Source organism: Holdemanella hominis (assembly GCF_014306155.1).
Classification (GTDB): Bacteria; Bacillota_I; Bacilli_A; order Erysipelotrichales; family Erysipelotrichaceae; genus Holdemanella; species Holdemanella hominis.
In genome coordinates this window covers 1-17,592 of sequence record NZ_JACRWH010000014.1, presented here as the reverse complement: position 1 = coordinate 17,592, position 17,592 = coordinate 1, and the positions used below count along the sequence as shown (strand labels likewise).

The 17,592-nt window shown below is 36.2% G+C and carries 20 protein-coding genes, 1 riboswitch and 1 other annotated feature; of the genes, 18 read left to right on the top strand and 2 right to left on the bottom strand.

The window, feature by feature from the left end:
* The first annotated feature begins 68 nt into the window (after positions 1-68).
* From H8911_RS05145 to H8911_RS05115, 7 genes are all read left to right on the top strand, one after another.
* Positions 69-983, top strand: coding sequence for a nucleotidyltransferase family protein (locus tag H8911_RS05145; protein WP_186998899.1), 915 nt, complete (start codon positions 69-71; stop codon positions 981-983).
* The gene (locus tag H8911_RS05140; RefSeq protein WP_500784406.1) at positions 974-1,684 is read left to right on the top strand and encodes a transposase; all 711 of its coding nucleotides are present in this window, start codon (positions 974-976) and stop codon (positions 1,682-1,684) included. The genes H8911_RS05145 and H8911_RS05140 overlap by 10 nt, the downstream gene beginning before the upstream one ends.
* A 340-nt stretch (positions 1,685-2,024) precedes the next feature.
* Positions 2,025-2,126, top strand: a riboswitch (purine riboswitch).
* A 57-nt stretch (positions 2,127-2,183) separates the two neighbouring features.
* Entirely contained in the window at positions 2,184-3,491 is a 1,308-nt protein-coding gene (locus tag H8911_RS05135) for a uracil-xanthine permease family protein (protein ID WP_186998897.1), read from the top strand.
* A gap of 77 nt (positions 3,492-3,568) precedes the next feature.
* On the top strand, positions 3,569-4,318 hold the full coding sequence (locus H8911_RS05130) for an FAD binding domain-containing protein (RefSeq protein WP_186998896.1): 750 nt from the start codon (positions 3,569-3,571) through the stop codon (positions 4,316-4,318).
* Positions 4,308-4,769: a (2Fe-2S)-binding protein gene (locus tag H8911_RS05125; RefSeq protein WP_186998895.1), complete on the top strand. Its 462-nt coding sequence runs from the start codon at positions 4,308-4,310 to the stop codon at positions 4,767-4,769. Before H8911_RS05130 ends, H8911_RS05125 begins: the two co-directional genes overlap by 11 nt.
* Positions 4,762-7,038, top strand: coding sequence for a xanthine dehydrogenase family protein molybdopterin-binding subunit (locus H8911_RS05120; RefSeq protein WP_186998894.1), 2,277 nt, complete (start codon positions 4,762-4,764; stop codon positions 7,036-7,038). The genes H8911_RS05125 and H8911_RS05120 overlap by 8 nt, the downstream gene beginning before the upstream one ends.
* Positions 7,031-7,570 (top strand): nucleotidyltransferase family protein, encoded by a 540-nt coding sequence (locus tag H8911_RS05115; RefSeq protein WP_117926317.1) that lies wholly within the window; start codon positions 7,031-7,033, stop codon positions 7,568-7,570. The genes H8911_RS05120 and H8911_RS05115 overlap by 8 nt, the downstream gene beginning before the upstream one ends.
* On the opposite strand, the gene H8911_RS05110 is transcribed toward H8911_RS05115, so the two are convergent.
* Positions 7,567-8,379, bottom strand: coding sequence for a choline kinase family protein (locus tag H8911_RS05110; protein ID WP_117926319.1), 813 nt, complete (start codon positions 8,377-8,379; stop codon positions 7,567-7,569). The two genes, H8911_RS05115 and H8911_RS05110, sit on opposite strands and share 4 nt — an antisense overlap.
* A 309-nt stretch (positions 8,380-8,688) precedes the next feature.
* Between H8911_RS05110 and H8911_RS05105 the strand changes: the two genes are divergently transcribed.
* From H8911_RS05105 to rplL, 7 genes are all read left to right on the top strand, one after another.
* Positions 8,689-8,904 carry a MerR family DNA-binding protein gene (locus H8911_RS05105; RefSeq protein ID WP_186998893.1) on the top strand — a complete coding sequence of 72 codons (216 nt, stop codon included), beginning with the start codon at positions 8,689-8,691 and terminating at the stop codon, positions 8,902-8,904.
* Positions 8,905-8,906: 2 nt separating this feature from the next.
* Positions 8,907-9,305, top strand: a complete 399-nt coding sequence (locus H8911_RS05100) for a hypothetical protein (RefSeq protein WP_186998892.1) — start codon at positions 8,907-8,909, stop codon at positions 9,303-9,305.
* Positions 9,292-9,585, top strand: coding sequence for a hypothetical protein (locus tag H8911_RS05095; RefSeq protein ID WP_186998891.1), 294 nt, complete (start codon positions 9,292-9,294; stop codon positions 9,583-9,585). Before H8911_RS05100 ends, H8911_RS05095 begins: the two co-directional genes overlap by 14 nt.
* 86 nt (positions 9,586-9,671) lie before the next feature.
* A complete protein-coding gene (gene rplK, locus H8911_RS05090) occupies positions 9,672-10,091 on the top strand; it encodes a 50S ribosomal protein L11 (RefSeq protein ID WP_003866292.1) in 420 nt (139 codons plus the stop codon).
* 14 nt (positions 10,092-10,105) lie between these two features.
* Positions 10,106-10,792, top strand: a complete 687-nt coding sequence (gene rplA, locus H8911_RS05085; RefSeq protein WP_117926323.1) for a 50S ribosomal protein L1 — start codon at positions 10,106-10,108, stop codon at positions 10,790-10,792.
* 30 nt (positions 10,793-10,822) lie between these two features.
* Positions 10,823-10,942 (top strand) — a sequence feature (ribosomal protein L10 leader region).
* Between the two features lie 32 nt (positions 10,943-10,974).
* The gene (rplJ, locus tag H8911_RS05080; protein WP_117573312.1) at positions 10,975-11,514 is read left to right on the top strand and encodes a 50S ribosomal protein L10; all 540 of its coding nucleotides are present in this window, start codon (positions 10,975-10,977) and stop codon (positions 11,512-11,514) included.
* 22 nt (positions 11,515-11,536) lie between these two features.
* Entirely contained in the window at positions 11,537-11,908 is a 372-nt protein-coding gene (rplL, locus tag H8911_RS05075; RefSeq protein WP_186998890.1) for a 50S ribosomal protein L7/L12, read from the top strand.
* Between the two features lie 142 nt (positions 11,909-12,050).
* Here rplL and H8911_RS05070 read toward each other — a convergent pair whose 3' ends face one another.
* Complete coding sequence (locus tag H8911_RS05070) at positions 12,051-12,854, bottom strand: HAD family hydrolase (protein WP_186998889.1); 804 nt, start codon at positions 12,852-12,854, stop codon at positions 12,051-12,053.
* A gap of 222 nt (positions 12,855-13,076) precedes the next feature.
* Here H8911_RS05070 and rpsL point away from each other — a divergent pair, with 222 nt between their 5' ends.
* The 4 genes from rpsL (at position 13,077) to tuf (ending at position 17,358) form a co-directional block, all read left to right on the top strand.
* Positions 13,077-13,490 (top strand): 30S ribosomal protein S12, encoded by a 414-nt coding sequence (rpsL, locus tag H8911_RS05065; RefSeq protein WP_117573318.1) that lies wholly within the window; start codon positions 13,077-13,079, stop codon positions 13,488-13,490.
* Between the two features lie 25 nt (positions 13,491-13,515).
* Positions 13,516-13,986, top strand: a complete 471-nt coding sequence (gene rpsG / locus H8911_RS05060; RefSeq protein WP_003866299.1) for a 30S ribosomal protein S7 — start codon at positions 13,516-13,518, stop codon at positions 13,984-13,986.
* 18 nt (positions 13,987-14,004) lie between these two features.
* On the top strand, positions 14,005-16,101 hold the full coding sequence (fusA, locus tag H8911_RS05055; RefSeq protein ID WP_117926329.1) for an elongation factor G: 2,097 nt from the start codon (positions 14,005-14,007) through the stop codon (positions 16,099-16,101).
* Positions 16,102-16,173: 72 nt separating this feature from the next.
* Positions 16,174-17,358, top strand: a complete 1,185-nt coding sequence (gene tuf, locus H8911_RS05050) for an elongation factor Tu (RefSeq protein ID WP_003866301.1) — start codon at positions 16,174-16,176, stop codon at positions 17,356-17,358.
* The last annotated feature ends 234 nt before the right edge of the window (positions 17,359-17,592 follow it).

Sequence of the window (17,592 nt, the reverse complement as noted above, 5' to 3'; positions counted from 1 at the left end):
TAACTTGTGAAGGTGTATGCATTTTAGTATAATGGATATACGGATTGACAAGGAGAGTTTTTGATAATATGAAAACAACATTAATTATTATGGCGGCTGGAATTGGTTCTCGTTTTGGTGGTGGAATCAAACAGTTAGCTAAAATGGGGCCAAATGGTGAAATCATTATGGATTACTCAATTTATGATGCCAAAGAGGCTGGCTTTGATAAAGTCGTGTTTATTATTCGTAAGGATATTGAAGAGGAATTTAAAGAAGTGATTGGAAATCGTATCCAAAATTATATGGATGTAGAATATGTATTCCAAGATATTAATGATTTACCAGAAGGATTTACTTGTCCTGAAGGACGTACAAAACCTTGGGGAACAGGGCAGGCTGTACTATGTGCGAAAAGTGTTGTAGATACACCATATGTGATTATTAATGCGGATGATTATTATGGAAAAGAAGCATTTGTGAAGTTACATGATTTCCTGGTTGAACATGCGAAAATGGGAAAAGAATTTGACATGGGCATGGCTGGATTCATTTTAAAGAACACTTTAAGTGAGAATGGAACTGTAACTCGTGGTGTATGTAAAGTGGATGATAATAATTTATTAAAAGAAGTTTATGAAACAACTGGAATCAAGGCTGAAGGGGATAAAATCGTATGTGATAATCCGGAAGTAGAGGCTTGGGCAAAACCAGAAAGTAATGTTTCTATGAATATGTGGGCTGGGTATCCAGATTTCTTAGACTATTTAGAAAAGGATTTTAGTACGTTCTTATCAAATATTTCAGATAATCCGATGAAGAAGGAATATTTGCTTCCAAATATTGTGGCTGAATTATTGAGAGAAAATCGTATCAATGTGAAGGTACTTGAAACGCATGATAAATGGTTTGGTGTAACATATGCTGAAGATAAGGAATATGTACAAAATGCCTTTAAACAATTGATTGAAGATGGTGTATATCCTGAAAAATTATGGAAATAGGACGATTTGTCCTATTTCAGACTGTTGACAAAGTGACTGTCGACAGTCTTTTTAAAATGCTTATCATAAATATCGTGTTTGGAATCAATTCTATGCGCAAGACATGTCAGGAGATCGAAGTCAATTTGGTATATCGCTGGTTTCTTGGATTAAGTATTGATGAGAAGATTCCAAACTTTTCTACATGGTCTCAGAACTATATTCGCAGATATAAAGACTCAATTATATTTGAAGAGATATTTATGGAAATATTAGAACAGGCCGTTGATTATGGCTTTGTCGATTTCACAACGGTATTTGGAGACAGTACGCATCAGAAGGCAAATGCCAATAAAAGAAAAAGTGTCAAAAAAGAAGTAGAGATCCTCAAAAAGAAATACGAAGATGATCTGTTGGTTGAAATCAACGAGGATAGAGAACGTATAGGTAAAGAGGCCTTTGATTCAATGGTATATACAGAATATGTACAGGATGAAGAATACGACCGTTATCTATGTCCAAATGATAAGATCCTTATGTATACAACTACTACAAGAAATGGATACAGACAATATAAATCTGATCCAAAAGACTGCAAGGATTGTCCTCTTAGAAACAAATGTACAAAGAGTAAGAACATGACAAAAGTTATCGAACGACACCTATGGGAAGAGTTTAGAGAATATGCCGATGAGATCCGTCATACTATGGAATGGAAATAAATTTATCCACAGAGAAAAGAAACCATTGAACGAGTATTTGCGGACTGTAAAGAAAACAATGGACAACGTTTCACAAGGTTAAAAGGCTTGTAGAAAAACCAACAGAATGCTTGGTTGATTTTTGCGTGCCATAATCTGGAGAAAATGTTCCTTTGGAGAGGAAAATATAGAAGAAAGCCATCAAAAAATTCAATATATCCTTCAAAATATACAAAAAAAGACAATTTTATTTCGAAAATTGCCTATATACAATAAAAAGCCTATTTCCTTACGAAAAGGTATAGGCTTTTGTCAACAATCTGAAATAGGACGATTTGTCCTATTTTTTTTGTTTAATTAATGATATAATCCTAACGTGTTTCGTATATATCGACTAATACGGTGTCGATGTTTCTACCCCTAAACCGTAAATTCAGGGACTATGAATCAACCTACTTTTTTATTGTGTCGCGTTGATTCTCGTTTTTGTACGAGACTTTTTTATTTTCGGAGGAAAAGAATGAGAAAAGAAGATGTGAAAAAAGGTTCGATATATGAACTTGATGGTGTTGTACCTTTAAAAGAGGCATTGCCTTTAGGAATCCAACACGTATTGGCGATGTTTCTTGGAAATATCAGTCCATTATTGATTATTGCAGGAATGCTTGGATTATCACCGGATTTAAAATCTGCATTGATTCAAAATGCGATGTTTATTGCAGGAGCTGTTACTTTAGTTCAGTTATATCCAGTGTGGAAAGTGGGAGCTAAACTTCCAATCGTTATGGGTACTAGTTCAGGATTTATTGGAACTGCCAAAGCAATGGGTGCTCTATATGGTTATGGTGCATTGATGGGAGCAAGTTTAATTGGTGGTTTATTTGAGATGGTGTTAGGTTTCTTCATCAAACCATTAAGAAAATTATTCCCACCAGTTGTTACTAGCTTAGTTATCATTTCCATTGGTTTATCATTACTTCCTGTTGGTATCAATTATTTTGGTGGAGGTAGTGGTGCTGTTGATTTTGGGGATCCTAAACATTTATTGGTTGGTTCATTTGTTATTTTGGTAATTATTATCGCCAAACAAATTAAAGGTTTTGTGAATAATGCTTCGATTTTGATCGGTATTATTGCCGGATATATCTTGGCCATTGTGTTAGGAATGGTTGATTTTACGCAAGTTCAAACCGCTTCTTGGATTGCACTTCCAACTTTTATGCCAGTGAAGATGGAATTTAATTTGGAAGTAATTATTGCGATGGGAATTATGTTTATTGCGACAACAGTTGAAACAGTCGGAGATGTTTCTGGTATCACAAATGGTGGTTTAGATCGTGAAGCAACTTCTGAAGAATTACAAGGCGGCGTTTTGGCAGATGGTTTAGGTTCTGTTGTTGCCTCATTGTTTGGAGTTTTGCCAAATACTTCATTCTCTCAAAATGTTGGTTTGGTTTCAGTGACTAAAGTTGTTAACCGTTTTACAATTATGACAGGAGCTATCTTCTTGATTCTTTGCGGTTTCTGCCCAAAATTAAGTGCTTTATTTGCGGTTATGCCTCAATCTGTACTTGGTGGAGCTGCCGTTATTATGTTTGCGAGTATTTTGGTAAGTGGTATTCAATCATTGATGCGTGTTGAATTCAATGAAAGAAACACTTTGATTATTGCCTTGGCAATCGGTCTTGGAATTGGTATTGGACAAGTACCTACAGTTCTAGCACAATTACCAAGTTGGGTTGGAAATATTTTTGCACAAAACGGAATTATTATGACGTTTGTGATCGCAACCGTATTAAATTTAATTTTGCCTGGTAAAAAAGACTAACAAATCGGTGTTAAACATTGTGTTTAACACTTTCTTTTTGTGTTAAAATTTTAGTAAAGAAAGAGAGCGTATCCATTATGTTAAGAATAATGAATTATGCATCGCCAGAATCTTTAGATGAGGCGTATGCGCTACTAACGAAAAATAAAAAGAATATGATTCTAGGCGGTATGATCTGGTTGAAGATGGAAGACATTCAGATTCCGACCGCTATTGATTTAAGCAAATTAGGCTTGGATCAAATTGAAGAAGATGATGCAGAATTCAAAATTGGTGCTATGGTAACTTTGCGGCAATTAGAAACGCATCAAGCTTTCAATGAGGCAACTTGTTATGTATTTAGAGATGCTGTAAAAGATATTGTCGGTGTACAATTAAGAAACTTGGCAACAGTTGGAGGAAGTATATATTCGCGTTTTAGTTTTAGTGATGTCATCTGTAGCTTATTATGTTTAGAGTGTGATGTACAAACACATAAACATGGGCGTATTTCACTTGAAGAATTTGTGAGTCTTCCATATGAAAAGGATATTGTGGAATATATTTATGTGAAGAAGACAAATTTGCTGAGTGCCTTTGTTTCTGTAAGAAGGAGTGCTACGGATTTAAGTGTTTTAAATGCATCTTGTACAAAGTGTGCAGACCACTACCGATTCTGTTTTGGTGCAAGACCAGCCATTGCGAAAGTTTATAATTGTGATTTAGATCATATTGATTTAGATGTATATTGTGCAGACAATATGCGCGGAAGCAAGGAATATAGAAAAAAACTTGTTGAGGGATTAACTCAGAAGTTATTGAGAAAGGTAGAGTCTTATGTTGGTTAAAATTAAAGTGAATGGAAAATTGATTCAGGATGATGTACAGCCACAAACTTTATTGCTTGACTGGCTAAGAGACCGTGGTTGTTACAGTGTAAAAAGAGGGTGTGATACCGCAAACTGTGGATTATGTACAGTGTTAAGAGATGGAACGCCAATTCTTTCTTGTAGTACATTGACAGTTCGATGCGATGGTCGTGAAATTACGACGCTTGAAGGACTTCAAAAAGAAGCGGGTGAATTCGGTATGTTTATGGCTAAACAAGGCGCTGAACAATGTGGTTTCTGTTCGCCAGGATTTATTATGAATGTTTTGGCAATGGAAAAAGAATTAGTGAATCCAAGTGATGATGAAATTCGTGCTTATTTAGCCGGAAATTTATGCCGTTGTTCTGGATATATGTCGCAGATGCGTGCAATCAAGGCGTATTTAAGTCGAGGTGAAAATCATGAATAGTGTAGGAAAAGGTGTCATCAAAAAGGATGCGATGGCTTTAGTTACAGGGCAACCTGTATATTGTGATGATTTAGCACCTAAGGATTGTTTGATTATTAAGCTTTTAAGAAGTCCACATGCATACGCAAAAATTAGAAGTATTGATACTTCCATTGCGAAAAGAATTCCTGGAATTGAAGCAGTGTATACGTATGAGGATGTTCCAACGTCTCGTTTTACTCTTGCAGGACAATCTTATCCTGAACCAAGTCCATATGATCGTAGAATCTTAGAAAATGTAGTTCGTTATGTAGGTGATGAAGTCGCAATCGTTGCGGGAACTAACGAGGATTGTGTAGATCGTGCTTTGAAAGCTATCAAAGTAGATTATGAAGTATTAGAACCGTTGTTAAATTTTGAAAAGTCTATTGATAATGCAATTGTGGTTCATGAGGAAGATGATTATAAGTGTCTTTGTGAGATTGGTAATGACGTAAAGCGTAATATTGTCAGCAGCGGAGAAAGTGTTGTTGGTGATGTGGATGCAGTATTAAAGGATTGTGAAGTGGTCTTAGAAAGAGATTATCATACAAAGGCCAATGCCCAGGCAATGATGGAAACTATGCGTTCATATTGTTACATTGATACATATGGTCGTTTAAATTGTGTAAGTTCTACACAGATTCCTTTTCATGTTCGAAGAATTTTAAGTAATGCTTTAGAAATTCCAAAGTCAAAAATCAATGTGGTCAAGCCAAGAATTGGTGGAGGATTTGGGGCTAAACAAACGGCTTGTTGTGAAATCTTCACGGCATTTGTCACATGGAAACTTAAAAAGCCAAGTAAGATTGTTTATACTCGTGAAGAAACTTTTGCGGCTAGTAACTCAAGACATGAAATGAAGATGCATGTTCGCATTGGTGCTACAAAAGATGGTACGATTGAAGCTATAGATTTATATACATTATCAAATCAAGGAGCTTATGGAGAGCATGGTCCAACTACAATTGGTTTGGCAGGACATAAATCTTTGCCTTTATATAACCATGTTAAAGCCAGTCGTTTTACATATGATGTAGTTTATACAAATACAATGCGAGCAGGTGCCTATAGAGGATATGGGGCTACACAGGGACAGTTTGCGGTTGAATCCATTATTAATGAATTGGCTGATGAATTGAATATGGATCCTTGTGAAATCCGTTTTAAAAATATGACACGTGAAAATGAAGTGTTATCGCAATATTATAATGAAGAATTGAATGCGTGTGCGTTGGATCGTTGTTTAGAAAAAGCGATGGAAATGATTGACTACAAGAATAAACCTTTAAGACGTGATATGGGTGATTTTGTTCGTGGCTTAGGTGTTTCTTTATCTATGCAAGGTAGTGGTATTTCGGGTCTTGATGTAGGTTCTGTTGAAATTAAACTGCAGGATGATGGTTTCTATACATTAAGTATCGGTGCTACAGATATGGGTACAGGATGCGATACGATTCTTGCTCAAATGGTTGCGGAATGTATGGATTGTGATGTAGATCAAGTTGTCACTAGTTCATTGGATACAGATCATGCACCATATGATACGGGTTCTTATGCATCAAGTACAACGTATGTAACGGGTATGGCTGTAGTAAAGGCTTGTGAAAAGTTAAGAAATTCTATTTTAGAAGCGGCAGCCGGATTCTTTGATGTGGATAAAGAAGATATTGAATTTGATGGTAAGAAAATCTATACATTAGATCATACGCATGAAATGAGTTTGGCTGATTTTGCGGATACATGTTTCAATGGTGGTATCGCCAAAGCGTTGATTGCCAGTGACTCCCACATGTCACCTACAAGTCCACCTCCATTTATGGTTGGTATTGCCGAAGTAGATGTAGATAAGTTAACGGGTGAAATCAAGGTTCATGATTATGTTTCTGTAGTTGATTGTGGTACAGTTATCAATCCAAATCTTGCCAGAGTACAAGCTGAAGGTGGTATTGTACAAGGTATTGGTATGGCTTTGAGTGAGGATATCACATACTCAAATGAGGGTAAGATGCGTAATCGTAACTTCTTGCAGTATAAGTTGCCAACAAGAGTGGATGTTCCAAGCGTTCGCGTTGAATTTGAAAGCAGTTATGAAGACAATGGTCCATTTGGTGCTAAATCCATTGGTGAAGTTGTTATTAATACACCAACTAGTGCAATTGCTAGTGCTATAAAACATGCGACGGGAGTGCAGGTTCGTACTTTGCCTATTACTGCTGAAAAAGTGTTATTAGGAAAAGAAGATGAATAATATTTCTTTGATTATCTTAGCGTCTGGTTTTTCCAGACGCTTTGTTTCAAATAAACTTTTGTACGAATTTCATGGTAAGAAACTTATTGAATATGCTTTTGATAAGGCAAGTGCTTTTTTAGATGTGATAGTAGTCACACAATATGAAAAGATAAAAGAAATGGCTGAGTCATTAGGATATCATGTTGTTATGAATGATCATCCTGAATATGGGCAAGGGCATTCTATCGCGTTAGGTGTGGGCGCTTGTCAAAATAATGCATGCATACTGATGGTTGCGGATATGCCATATTTAAAATTCGATACGTTAAAGGAAATGGTTTCAATTCAAGATGGAAAACATATCGTGATTTGTGAGTATAATGGCATTTTATGTAATCCTATGTTGCTCCCAAAAATGTATTATGATAGGGCAAAACAATTGTGTAATGATAAAGGGGCAAAACAAATCATTGGTGATGATACGTATTTGACGGTTTCTTTATCGGAAGAAGAATTTATGGATATAGATGAAAAAACAGAGACTATTTAGCCTCTGTAATGTTTTTCTTTGTCTTTTGCGATGTCAAAATAGATTTGTTCGCCTCTTTGTTCATAAAGCATATTTGCCCAATATCCCCAAAGGATGTCTTCCATTCTTTCAAATGCTTGCACTTGAACATCAATCATTGGGTCGATGTCTCCATCAAAATAGGCTTGATAGAATTGGTCTCTTTGATCAATATAATGGATGTTGTTTTCTGAAAAGAAGCTGGCGATATCAAAGCGATAATCGTTTTTTGCGGCATATTCATAGTCAATCAAATAGTCTTTTGTATCACTGTAAAGAATATTTCCTTGCACAAAGTCGTTATGGCATAGTGTGTTTGGTTTATATTCTTTTTTTAATGCTTCTAAAAAGTTTTCTTCATTTGGAAAAGATACGATACATTCTTTGATTTGAGATTTATAGAATTCAATCTTTCCAAAAGGGTTGAAAATAAACAAAGGAGCTTTTTTAGTATGAAGAGATTTCATTAAATTTGCACATCTTGCGAATTTGTCTTTGTCTTTACATTCATCAAATGTTTCTACATCTTCAATATAAGTTGTTACTTTGATACCTGATTTTTCATCGAATAAAATAACAGGTACATCTAAATCAGAAACAAGTGGCAAAATCTCCTTTTCGTGTTCATGCTGCAAACCAAGAGATTCATGATTCTTCTTTGGTACGCGTACCATATATTTATTGTCGTTGATTGTTAATAAATAGTTGTGGTTACTAATGCCTTTATCTGTTTTTTCGAGTGTGTAGTTTGTTGCGTTAAATTTTTCTTCTATCCATGTATTTAAGTTCATGTGGATATATTAACATTATTATTCTTTAAACTCAATGCGGTCGGTGTATCGCTTTTTTTTGATTCGCGAAATTTACAAGCTCTTTTATGGCAAAAAAGTTTGGAAGAAGGAACGAAGAAATAACTTTTTTGGCTTGCGTTGTTCTAAGAACAAGGCTGTAAATTGAAAAAGGAGTATTGTGCAATGAAGTATAAGGTGAAGTGAATCGAAGAACATATGGGAATCACAAGAAATATGATTCGTAGATATGAAAAGAAGGGAGTGATTTCAAAGAATGAAGAAGGGTTGAGATAATTATGGGATATAAGAATGTTGGCGAGTTTAGGGTTTAGTTTGGATGAAGTTAAAGAAATTTTGAGTGAGGAAAATTTAAAGGAACTGAGCCAAAGAAAGTTGGGCGAGTTGGATAAGAAATGTGAGGATTTACAAAGCGAAAAAAATTTATTGAATATAGTTCAGATAATTGGAGAGTTACCTTGTTGTTTAGAAGATGTAATAGATGAGTTTGGAAAGAAGAGTGAATAATAATGAAAAAGTTAGTGTGTTTAGGATTGTGTTTGATTCTTAGAGGTTGTACAAGTACACCTGTTGACAAAAATGATGCAGAACGAAAAGTGAATGTAATTGAGGTATCTGCTTCTACGATAGATGAAATAGAGGAAATGGCAATCAAGGATGTTGAGGCCACAAAGACAAAGTTAGAGAGTGAAAGGGATGCTTTGAGTGAAAAAATAACGGATTTTGATGTATATACGAAAAAAGTAGATAAGGTAAAATCGTATTATGATGATGCTTTAAAACAGACAGAGTTGTTGTCCATTCGATTGAGGAAATATGCTTATAAGTATGCTGAATTGATTATGAATGAGGATGTATCATATAAAGTGAAATACAAAGATTTGAGCGGAATCTATGAATATATATGAAGATGCGGGTAAGGATATGTATGATATCTATTATGATGGAATTATTAAAGATGCATATGATACGGAAGATTACGATGTGTGGAGTGATGCAAGTTCGGATATTTATGAATTCCAATCGGATTTGAGAAGTGAAGTATATGATCATGATGATGAAAGAGTGCAGAAGAAGATGGATAAGTTTAAAAAATCAATTCTTCGTATGAAGGAGGATGTGAATGATGAGAAAGAATTAATGATTTTCTCTAATTTTTTTAAAATGGTCTTGCATCACAGATTATAGTGGTGTATAGTAAAAAGGCATGCGTGGGAGAATGCGTAACTGTTCGTATTACCACAGCATAGGACAAAATATAGGAGGAACGTCTTATGAGCAAGAAAAAAGTTACAAAAGTTTGTAAGTTGCAGTTCCAAGCTGGTGGAGCTAAACCAGGTCCAGCATTAGCAAGTGCTGGTATCAACATGCCTCAGTTCTGTACAGCTTTCAATGATGCAACAAAAGATCGTAAAGGTGATATTGTTCCGGTTGTCATTACTGCTTATGAAGATAAGAGTTTTGATTTCGTATTGAAAACAACACCTGCTGCTAACTTGTTGAAAAAAGCAGCAAACGTACAAAAAGCAAGTGGAGATCAAAAAGTAGTTGCTGGTACAATTACAGTTGACCAATTAAAAGAAATTGCTGAGTACAAAATGCCAGACTTGAATGCCAATGATGTAGAAGCTGCAATGCGTATTGTTGCTGGTACTGCACGTAACATGGGTATCAAGGTTGAAGGATTTGAATAGGAGGAACATCAATAATGGCAAAAGTAAGTAAGAGATATGCTGAAGCAGCTAAATTGGTTGATCGTTCAAAAACTTATTCAATTGAAGAAGCTGTTAAATTAGCTAAAGAAACTAGTAAAACAAAATTCGACGCAAGTGTTGAAGTAAGTTTCCGTTTAAACGTAGACCCTCGTCACGCTGATCAACAAATTCGTGGGGCAATGGTATTACCTAATGGAACTGGTAAAACACAACGCGTTTGTGTAGTTGCACAAGGTGAAAAAGAAAAAGAAGCTCAGGCTGCTGGTGCTGATTTCGTTGGTGGTGCAGATATTATCGAAAAAATCTCTAAAGGTTGGTTCGATTTTGACGTATTAGTAGCTACTCCAGATATGATGGGTCAATTAGGACGTTTAGGACGTGTTTTAGGTCCTAAAGGATTAATGCCAAACCCTAAGACTGGTACAGTAACAATGGATGTTGCTAAGGCTATTGATGAAATTAAAAAAGGTAAAGTTACTTACCGTGTAGACAAAGAAGGAAACATCAACTTAGCTATCGGTAAAACAAGTTTTACTGATGAAGCTTTAGTTGAAAACTTCAATGCAATCTTCAACACAATTGCTAAGGCTCGTCCTGCAACTGTAAAAGGTGCATACATGAAAAACTTAGTTGTTTCAACAACAATGGGTCCTGGAATCCACGTTGAAATCGTTAAGTAATTGACAAATCTAGTAAAATAAATTAAACTACAGATTGTTATCAATATTCCAAAGACAGTAACGGCGTATGCTTAATAATGTTACCGAGGGTATGATGCATTGACTTTGCACAATTAGCCCGTCTTTGATGCGGGCTTTTCTTTTGAATATTGTTACAATAGATGAAAGAAGAGGTGGATCGAATGAACAAAGACATCCTTGCACAAAAGGAAGCTGATGTTATCGCCTTATCTGAAAAAATGGAAGCTGCTAGTAGTGTTGTATTAGTAGAATACCGTGGATTATCAGTAAAGGAAGTAACAGAACTTCGTCGTGCTTTGCGTGAAGAAGACGTTGAATTCAAAGTTTACCGTAACGCAATTGCTCGTCGTGCAGCTGAAAAATTAGGTCACGAAGATTTCGCAAAAACTTTAGTTGGACCTAACGCATTGGCATTTGGTAAAGATCCAGTTGCTCCTGCTCGTGTATTAGCTAAATTTGCTAAAAAACATGAAGCATTGGTATTAAAAACTGGTATCGTGGATGGAGCTATGGTAGATGAAGCTACTATCCAAAAATTGTCTGCATTACCTAATAAAGAAGGTATGTTGGCTAAATTCGCATCTTGCTTAAATGCTCCAGTTATCAAATTTGCTATGACTGTTAAAGCATTGGCAGAAGCTAAAGAAAACGGATCTGTAAAAACAGAAGAAGCACCAGCTACTGAAGAAGCTGCTGCGTAATTAATTATAGGAGGAAAATAAAATGGCTAAATTAACTCAAGAAGAAATTCTTTCTTATTTAGAAGAAGCAACAATTTTAGAATTAAACGACTTAGTAAGTGCAATCGAAGAAAAATTTGGTGTAGTAGCTGCTGCTGCTGTTGCTGCTCCAGCTGCTGCTGCTGCTGAAGAAGCTGCAGGACCTAGCGAAGTAACTGTTACATTGGCTGATGTTGGTGCAACAAAAGTTGCTGTAATCAAAGCCGTACGTGAAATCACTGGTTTAGGATTAGTTGATGCTAAGAAATTAGTAGATGGTGTTCCAGCTGCTATTAAAGAAAATGTATCTCCAGAAGAAGCAGAATCAATTAAAGAAAAATTAGTTGCTGCTGGAGCTACTGTAGAAATTAAGTAATTTAAGCTTAATTTGTTATTAAAGCCTTTGTCTTTAGATAAAGGCTTTTTTTCTTTTTGTTTAATGAGTATGTACTTAAATGATGCTATTATGATACTAAAAAAGACATCATTCTAATTACGATAATGCCTTTTATATATGTTTATTCGTCTTTTAATATTTTTGTGACTGCATTATAGATTCCGTTATCGTATGTAGATGTTGTGGTAAAATTAGCATAGCTTTTTACAAAGTCACTCGCATTTCCCATCGCAACACCAATATCTGCTTTTTTTAACATATGGATATCATTTGTGCTATCTCCAAAACAGATGGTATCTTTCCATGAGAATCCTGTTTTTTCAAGAATCATTTCAATGCCTTTTGATTTATCATTATCAGCATTGAAGATATCGAAGCAGAATCCATCGGTTTTAACGTTAATTAAATCGTTTCTTAGGTTTGGATGAGCTTCCATAAATTGGTCAACTAATTTTTTATCTTTAGTAAGAACTACGGCATTAAAGGCTTTGTGTCTTAAATGATAGGACTGACTAGGGTCGTAGAATAGTGAATCTAGTACGTTGCAGTATTTACAAAAGTAATACATTGGGTAAAAGTTGTTGTAAATGTATGTGGCATCTCCAAAGTGAAACATTAGACCTGTTTCATGTTTTTTGCTGAAATTGACTAAGTCATTCACATTATCTTGTAAGATTGGATAGCTTCCGATTTCTTGAAAATCTTTGTCTAGAATGTAGCTTCCGTTAATCAATACATAATAATCAAATTGAACGCGTTGTAATATAAGTTTCATTTGATTTAAGGGACGGCCAGTTGCCGCACAGACAATATATCCTTTATCTTTTAGTGTCTGTATAGCGTCTAATGTGCTTTCTTGAATAACGTCATTTTCGGTTTGGTAAAGTGTTCCGTCCATGTCGAAAAATACAATTTTGTGTTTCATAAACATACCTCTATTCTTGTCTATATTATACTTTAATGAATGGAGAATGCGTAAAAAATTTTTATAAAAAATCAACAAAAAAGAATTGACAAATCATGCCGAATACTGTATCTTACTATTGCATGCGAAAATAGGTTCTGAAAAGAGCCTATATTTAATGGATGGGCAAGACCCACCCGGCTTCGTTTGCTTGGAAATTGAAAATTTTGAAAGGAGGATCTTATGCCTACAATCAACCAGTTGATTCGTAAAGGTCGTAAGGCCAGTCAAAACGTTTCAAAGTCTCCAGCTTTGAACCGTGGTTACAACTCATTGCAGTCTAAACCAACAAACCAATCAAGTCCACAAAAACGTGGAGTTTGTACTCGTGTTGGTACTATGACACCTAAGAAACCAAACTCAGCACTTCGTAAATATGCGCGTGTTCGTTTAAGTAATGGTATGGAAGTTACAGCTTACATTCCAGGTATCGGACACAACTTACAGGAACACAGTGTTGTATTGATTCGTGGTGGACGTGTTAAAGACTTACCAGGTGTTCGTTACCACATCGTTCGTGGAACTTTGGACTGTGCTGGTGTAAATGACCGTAAACAATCTCGTTCATTATACGGAACAAAAAGACCTAAGAAATAGATCAATCGTGAAAGGAGGAAATTAGATGCCTAGAAAAGGACACATTGCGAAACGTGACGTACTAGTCGACCCAATTTATAACTCTAAGTTGGTTACTCGTTTGATCAACAAAATCATGATTGATGGTAAAAAAGGGGTTGCACAAACAATTTTGTACAACGCGTTTGAAATCGTAGAAGTAAAAACAGGAAAAGCACCAATGGAGGTTTTCGAACAAGCTTTAGAAAACGTTATGCCTCAATTGGAATTGAAAGTTAGACGTGTAGGTGGAGCCAACTACCAAGTACCAGTTGAAGTAAGCGACGAACGTCGTTTGACTTTAGGACTTCGTTGGATCGTAAACTACGCACGTTTACGTAACGAAAAAACAATGGAACAGAGATTAGCAGCTGAAATTATCGATGCTTCTAATGGAACTGGTGCCAGTGTTAAAAAACGTGAAGACACTCACAAAATGGCAGAAGCTAACAAGGCTTATGCTCACTACCGTTGGTAAGAGAAGGAGTAAAGAAATATGGCTAGAGAATATGCTTTACACGAAACTCGTAACATCGGTATCATGGCTCACATCGATGCCGGAAAAACAACAACAACAGAACGTATTCTTTACTACTCTGGTGTAAACCACAAGATTGGTGAAACACACGATGGAGCTAGTACAATGGACTGGATGGAGCAAGAACAAGAACGTGGTATCACTATCACTTCTGCTGCTACAACAGCTCACTGGAAAAAGACAGACGGAACTGGTAAAGAATGCCGTATCAATATCATCGATACACCAGGCCACGTAGACTTTACAGTAGAAGTTGAACGTAGTTTACGTGTATTAGATGGTGCCGTAACAGTATTAGATGCCAAAGCAGGTGTAGAACCTCAGACTGAAACAGTTTGGCGTCAAGCTACTGAATATAACGTTCCACGTATTGTATTCTGTAACAAAATGGATGCTACAGGTGCTGACTTCTTAATGTCATGCAATACAATCATCGATCGTTTAGGAGCTAAATCTTGTCCAATTCAGTTACCAATTGGTGCTGAATCAGACTTCGAAGCTATCATTGATATTATCAAGAGAAAAGCTTATAGCTTCAGTGGAGATTTCGGTCGTGTAATTACTGAAATCCCAGTTCCAGAAGATATGGTAGATCTTATGGAAGAATACCGTGCTAAATTATTAGATTATTTAGCAGATTATGATGAAGATTTCATGATGCAAGTATTAGAAGGTGAAGAACCTTCAATCGAAGAAATCAAACGTGTATTACGTATTGCTGTATGTAATGGTGACTTTTTCCCAGTATTATGTGGATCTGCATATAAGAACAAAGGTGTTCAATTAGTATTGGATGCAGTAGTAGATTACTTACCAAGTCCATTAGATGTACCTTCAATTAAGGGTACTACATTAGATGGAGAACCAGATGTTCGTCACCCTGGTGATGATCAACCATTCTCAGCATTAGCATTTAAAATCGCTACAGACCCATTCGTTGGAAAATTATCTTTCTTCCGTGTTTATTCAGGTACTGCTACAGCAGGAAGCTATGTATTAAACTCAACTAAAGATAAAAAAGAACGTTTCGGACGTATCGTTCAGATGCACGCCAATGCACGTAAAGAAATCACTGAAGTTTATTCAGGTGATATCGCTGCTGCTGTTGGCTTAAAGGTTACTACAACAGGTGATACATTGTGTGATGAAGATCATCCAATCATCCTTGAATCTATGGAATTCCCTGAACCAGTAATCGAATTGTCTTTGGAACCAAAAACTAAAGCTGACCAAGACAAAATGGGATTGGCTCTTGCAAAACTTGCAGAAGAAGACCCTACTTTCAAAACATATACAAACGAAGAAACAGGACAAACAATCATTGCCGGTGTAGGTGAACTTCACTTGGATATCATTGTTGACCGTTTACGTCGTGAATTTAAAGTTGAAGCAAATGTTGGACAACCACAAGTTGCTTACCGTGAAACAATTCGTCAGGCTGCTGATTGTGAAGGAAAATATATCCGTCAGTCAGGTGGTCGTGGACAATATGGTCACGTATGGATCAAATTCGAACCAAACGAAGGGAAAGGATTTGAATTCGTTGATGCTATCGTTGGAGGTAGCGTACCTAGAGAATATATCAAACCAACTCAAGAAGGTTTGGAAGCAGCATTGGAAAATGGTATGATTGCAGGTTACCCAGTAATCGATATCAAAGCTACATTATTTGATGGATCATACCACGATGTCGACTCTAGTGAAATGGCTTATAAGATTGCCGCTAGTATGGCATTGAAAGAAGCAGGAAAGAAATGTAAACCTGCTATTCTAGAACCAATTATGTTCGTAGAAGTAACTGCACCAAGTGAATACTTAGGTAGCGTTATGGGTGACGTTTCAAGTCGTCGTGGACAAATCACTGAACAGGAAGAACGTGGAAATGCAGTAATCGTTCGTGCACATGTTCCATTATCAGAAATGTTCGGATATGTTACAGACTTACGTAGCTTTACTCAGGGACGTGGAAACTACTCTATGAAGTTCGACCACTACTCAGAAGTTCCAAAGAGTATTGCAGAAAAAATTATTAAAGAGAATTCAAACGAAAACTAGTTGATTTTCGTTTGGTTCTGAAATACAATATTTATTGTATGAAATATGTTAGCATTTAGGAGGAAATTATAAATGGCTAAGGAAAAATTTGACAGAAGTAAAACTCACGTTAATATTGGTACTATCGGTCACGTTGACCACGGTAAAACAACATTAACAGCAGCTATTACAACAGTATTAGCTAAAAAAGGTATGGCTAAAGCTGAAGCTTATGACCAAATCGATGGTGCTCCAGAAGAAAAAGAACGTGGAATCACTATCAACACTGCACACGTTGAATACCAAACAGAAAAACGTCACTATGCACACGTTGACTGTCCAGGCCACGCCGATTATGTAAAAAACATGATCACTGGTGCTGCTCAGATGGATGGAGCAATCTTAGTAGTTGCTGCATCTGATGGACCTATGCCTCAAACACGTGAACACATCTTGTTAGCACGTCAGGTAGGTGTTAAATATATCGTTGTTTACTTAAACAAATGTGATATGGTTGACGATGAAGAATTAATTGACTTAGTAGAAATGGAAGTTCGTGAATTATTAAACGAATACGGATTCGACGGAGACGAAACTCCAGTTATCCGTGGTTCTGCATTACAAGCTCTTCAAGGAGATGCTAAATACGAAGAATCAATCTACGAATTGATGGATGCTGTTGATACTTGGATTCCAGATCCAGCTCGTGAAATGGATAAACCATTCTTGATGGCAATCGAAGACGTTATGACAATTTCTGGTCGTGGTACAGTAGCTACAGGACGTGTTGAACGTGGTCAAGCTCACTTAAACGACGAAGTTGAAATCGTTGGTATCAAAGATACTCAAAAAACAGTATTAACTGGTTTGGAAATGTTCCACAAACAATTAGACGTTGCTGAAGCAGGTGACAACATTGGTGCATTGTTACGTGGTATTGCACGTGACCAAATCCAACGTGGACAAGTATTAGCTAAACCTGGAAGTGTACACCCTCACACTAAATTTAAAGCACAAGTTTATGTTTTAACTAAAGAAGAAGGTGGACGTCACACTCCATTCGTTTCTAACTACCGTCCTCAATTCTACTTCCGTACAACTGACGTTACAGGTGTAATCACATTGCCAGAAGGAACTGATATGGTAATGCCTGGTGACAACGTTGTTATGAACGTTGAATTGATCGCTCCAATCGCTATCGAAACTGGTACTAAGTTCTCTATCCGTGAAGGTGGACACACTGTAGGTGCTGGTAACGTTACTGAAATTGACGCTTAATTAAACTTATTAAAATTAAAGACTGATACATTTGTATCGGTCTTTTTTATATATTAAGATTTTGGTTTCGGAACAGGGAAATGCGGTATGTGAAAAACTGTCGAATTGTCACAATTTGTTGATTATGAGGAACGACAAAAAGGACTATCGTAATAGCCAACATTTTGCATTTGCCTTTTAGTTGCTGAATTATTTTTTTACAATCATCTTATGATCACATTCAGGGCAGTGCAT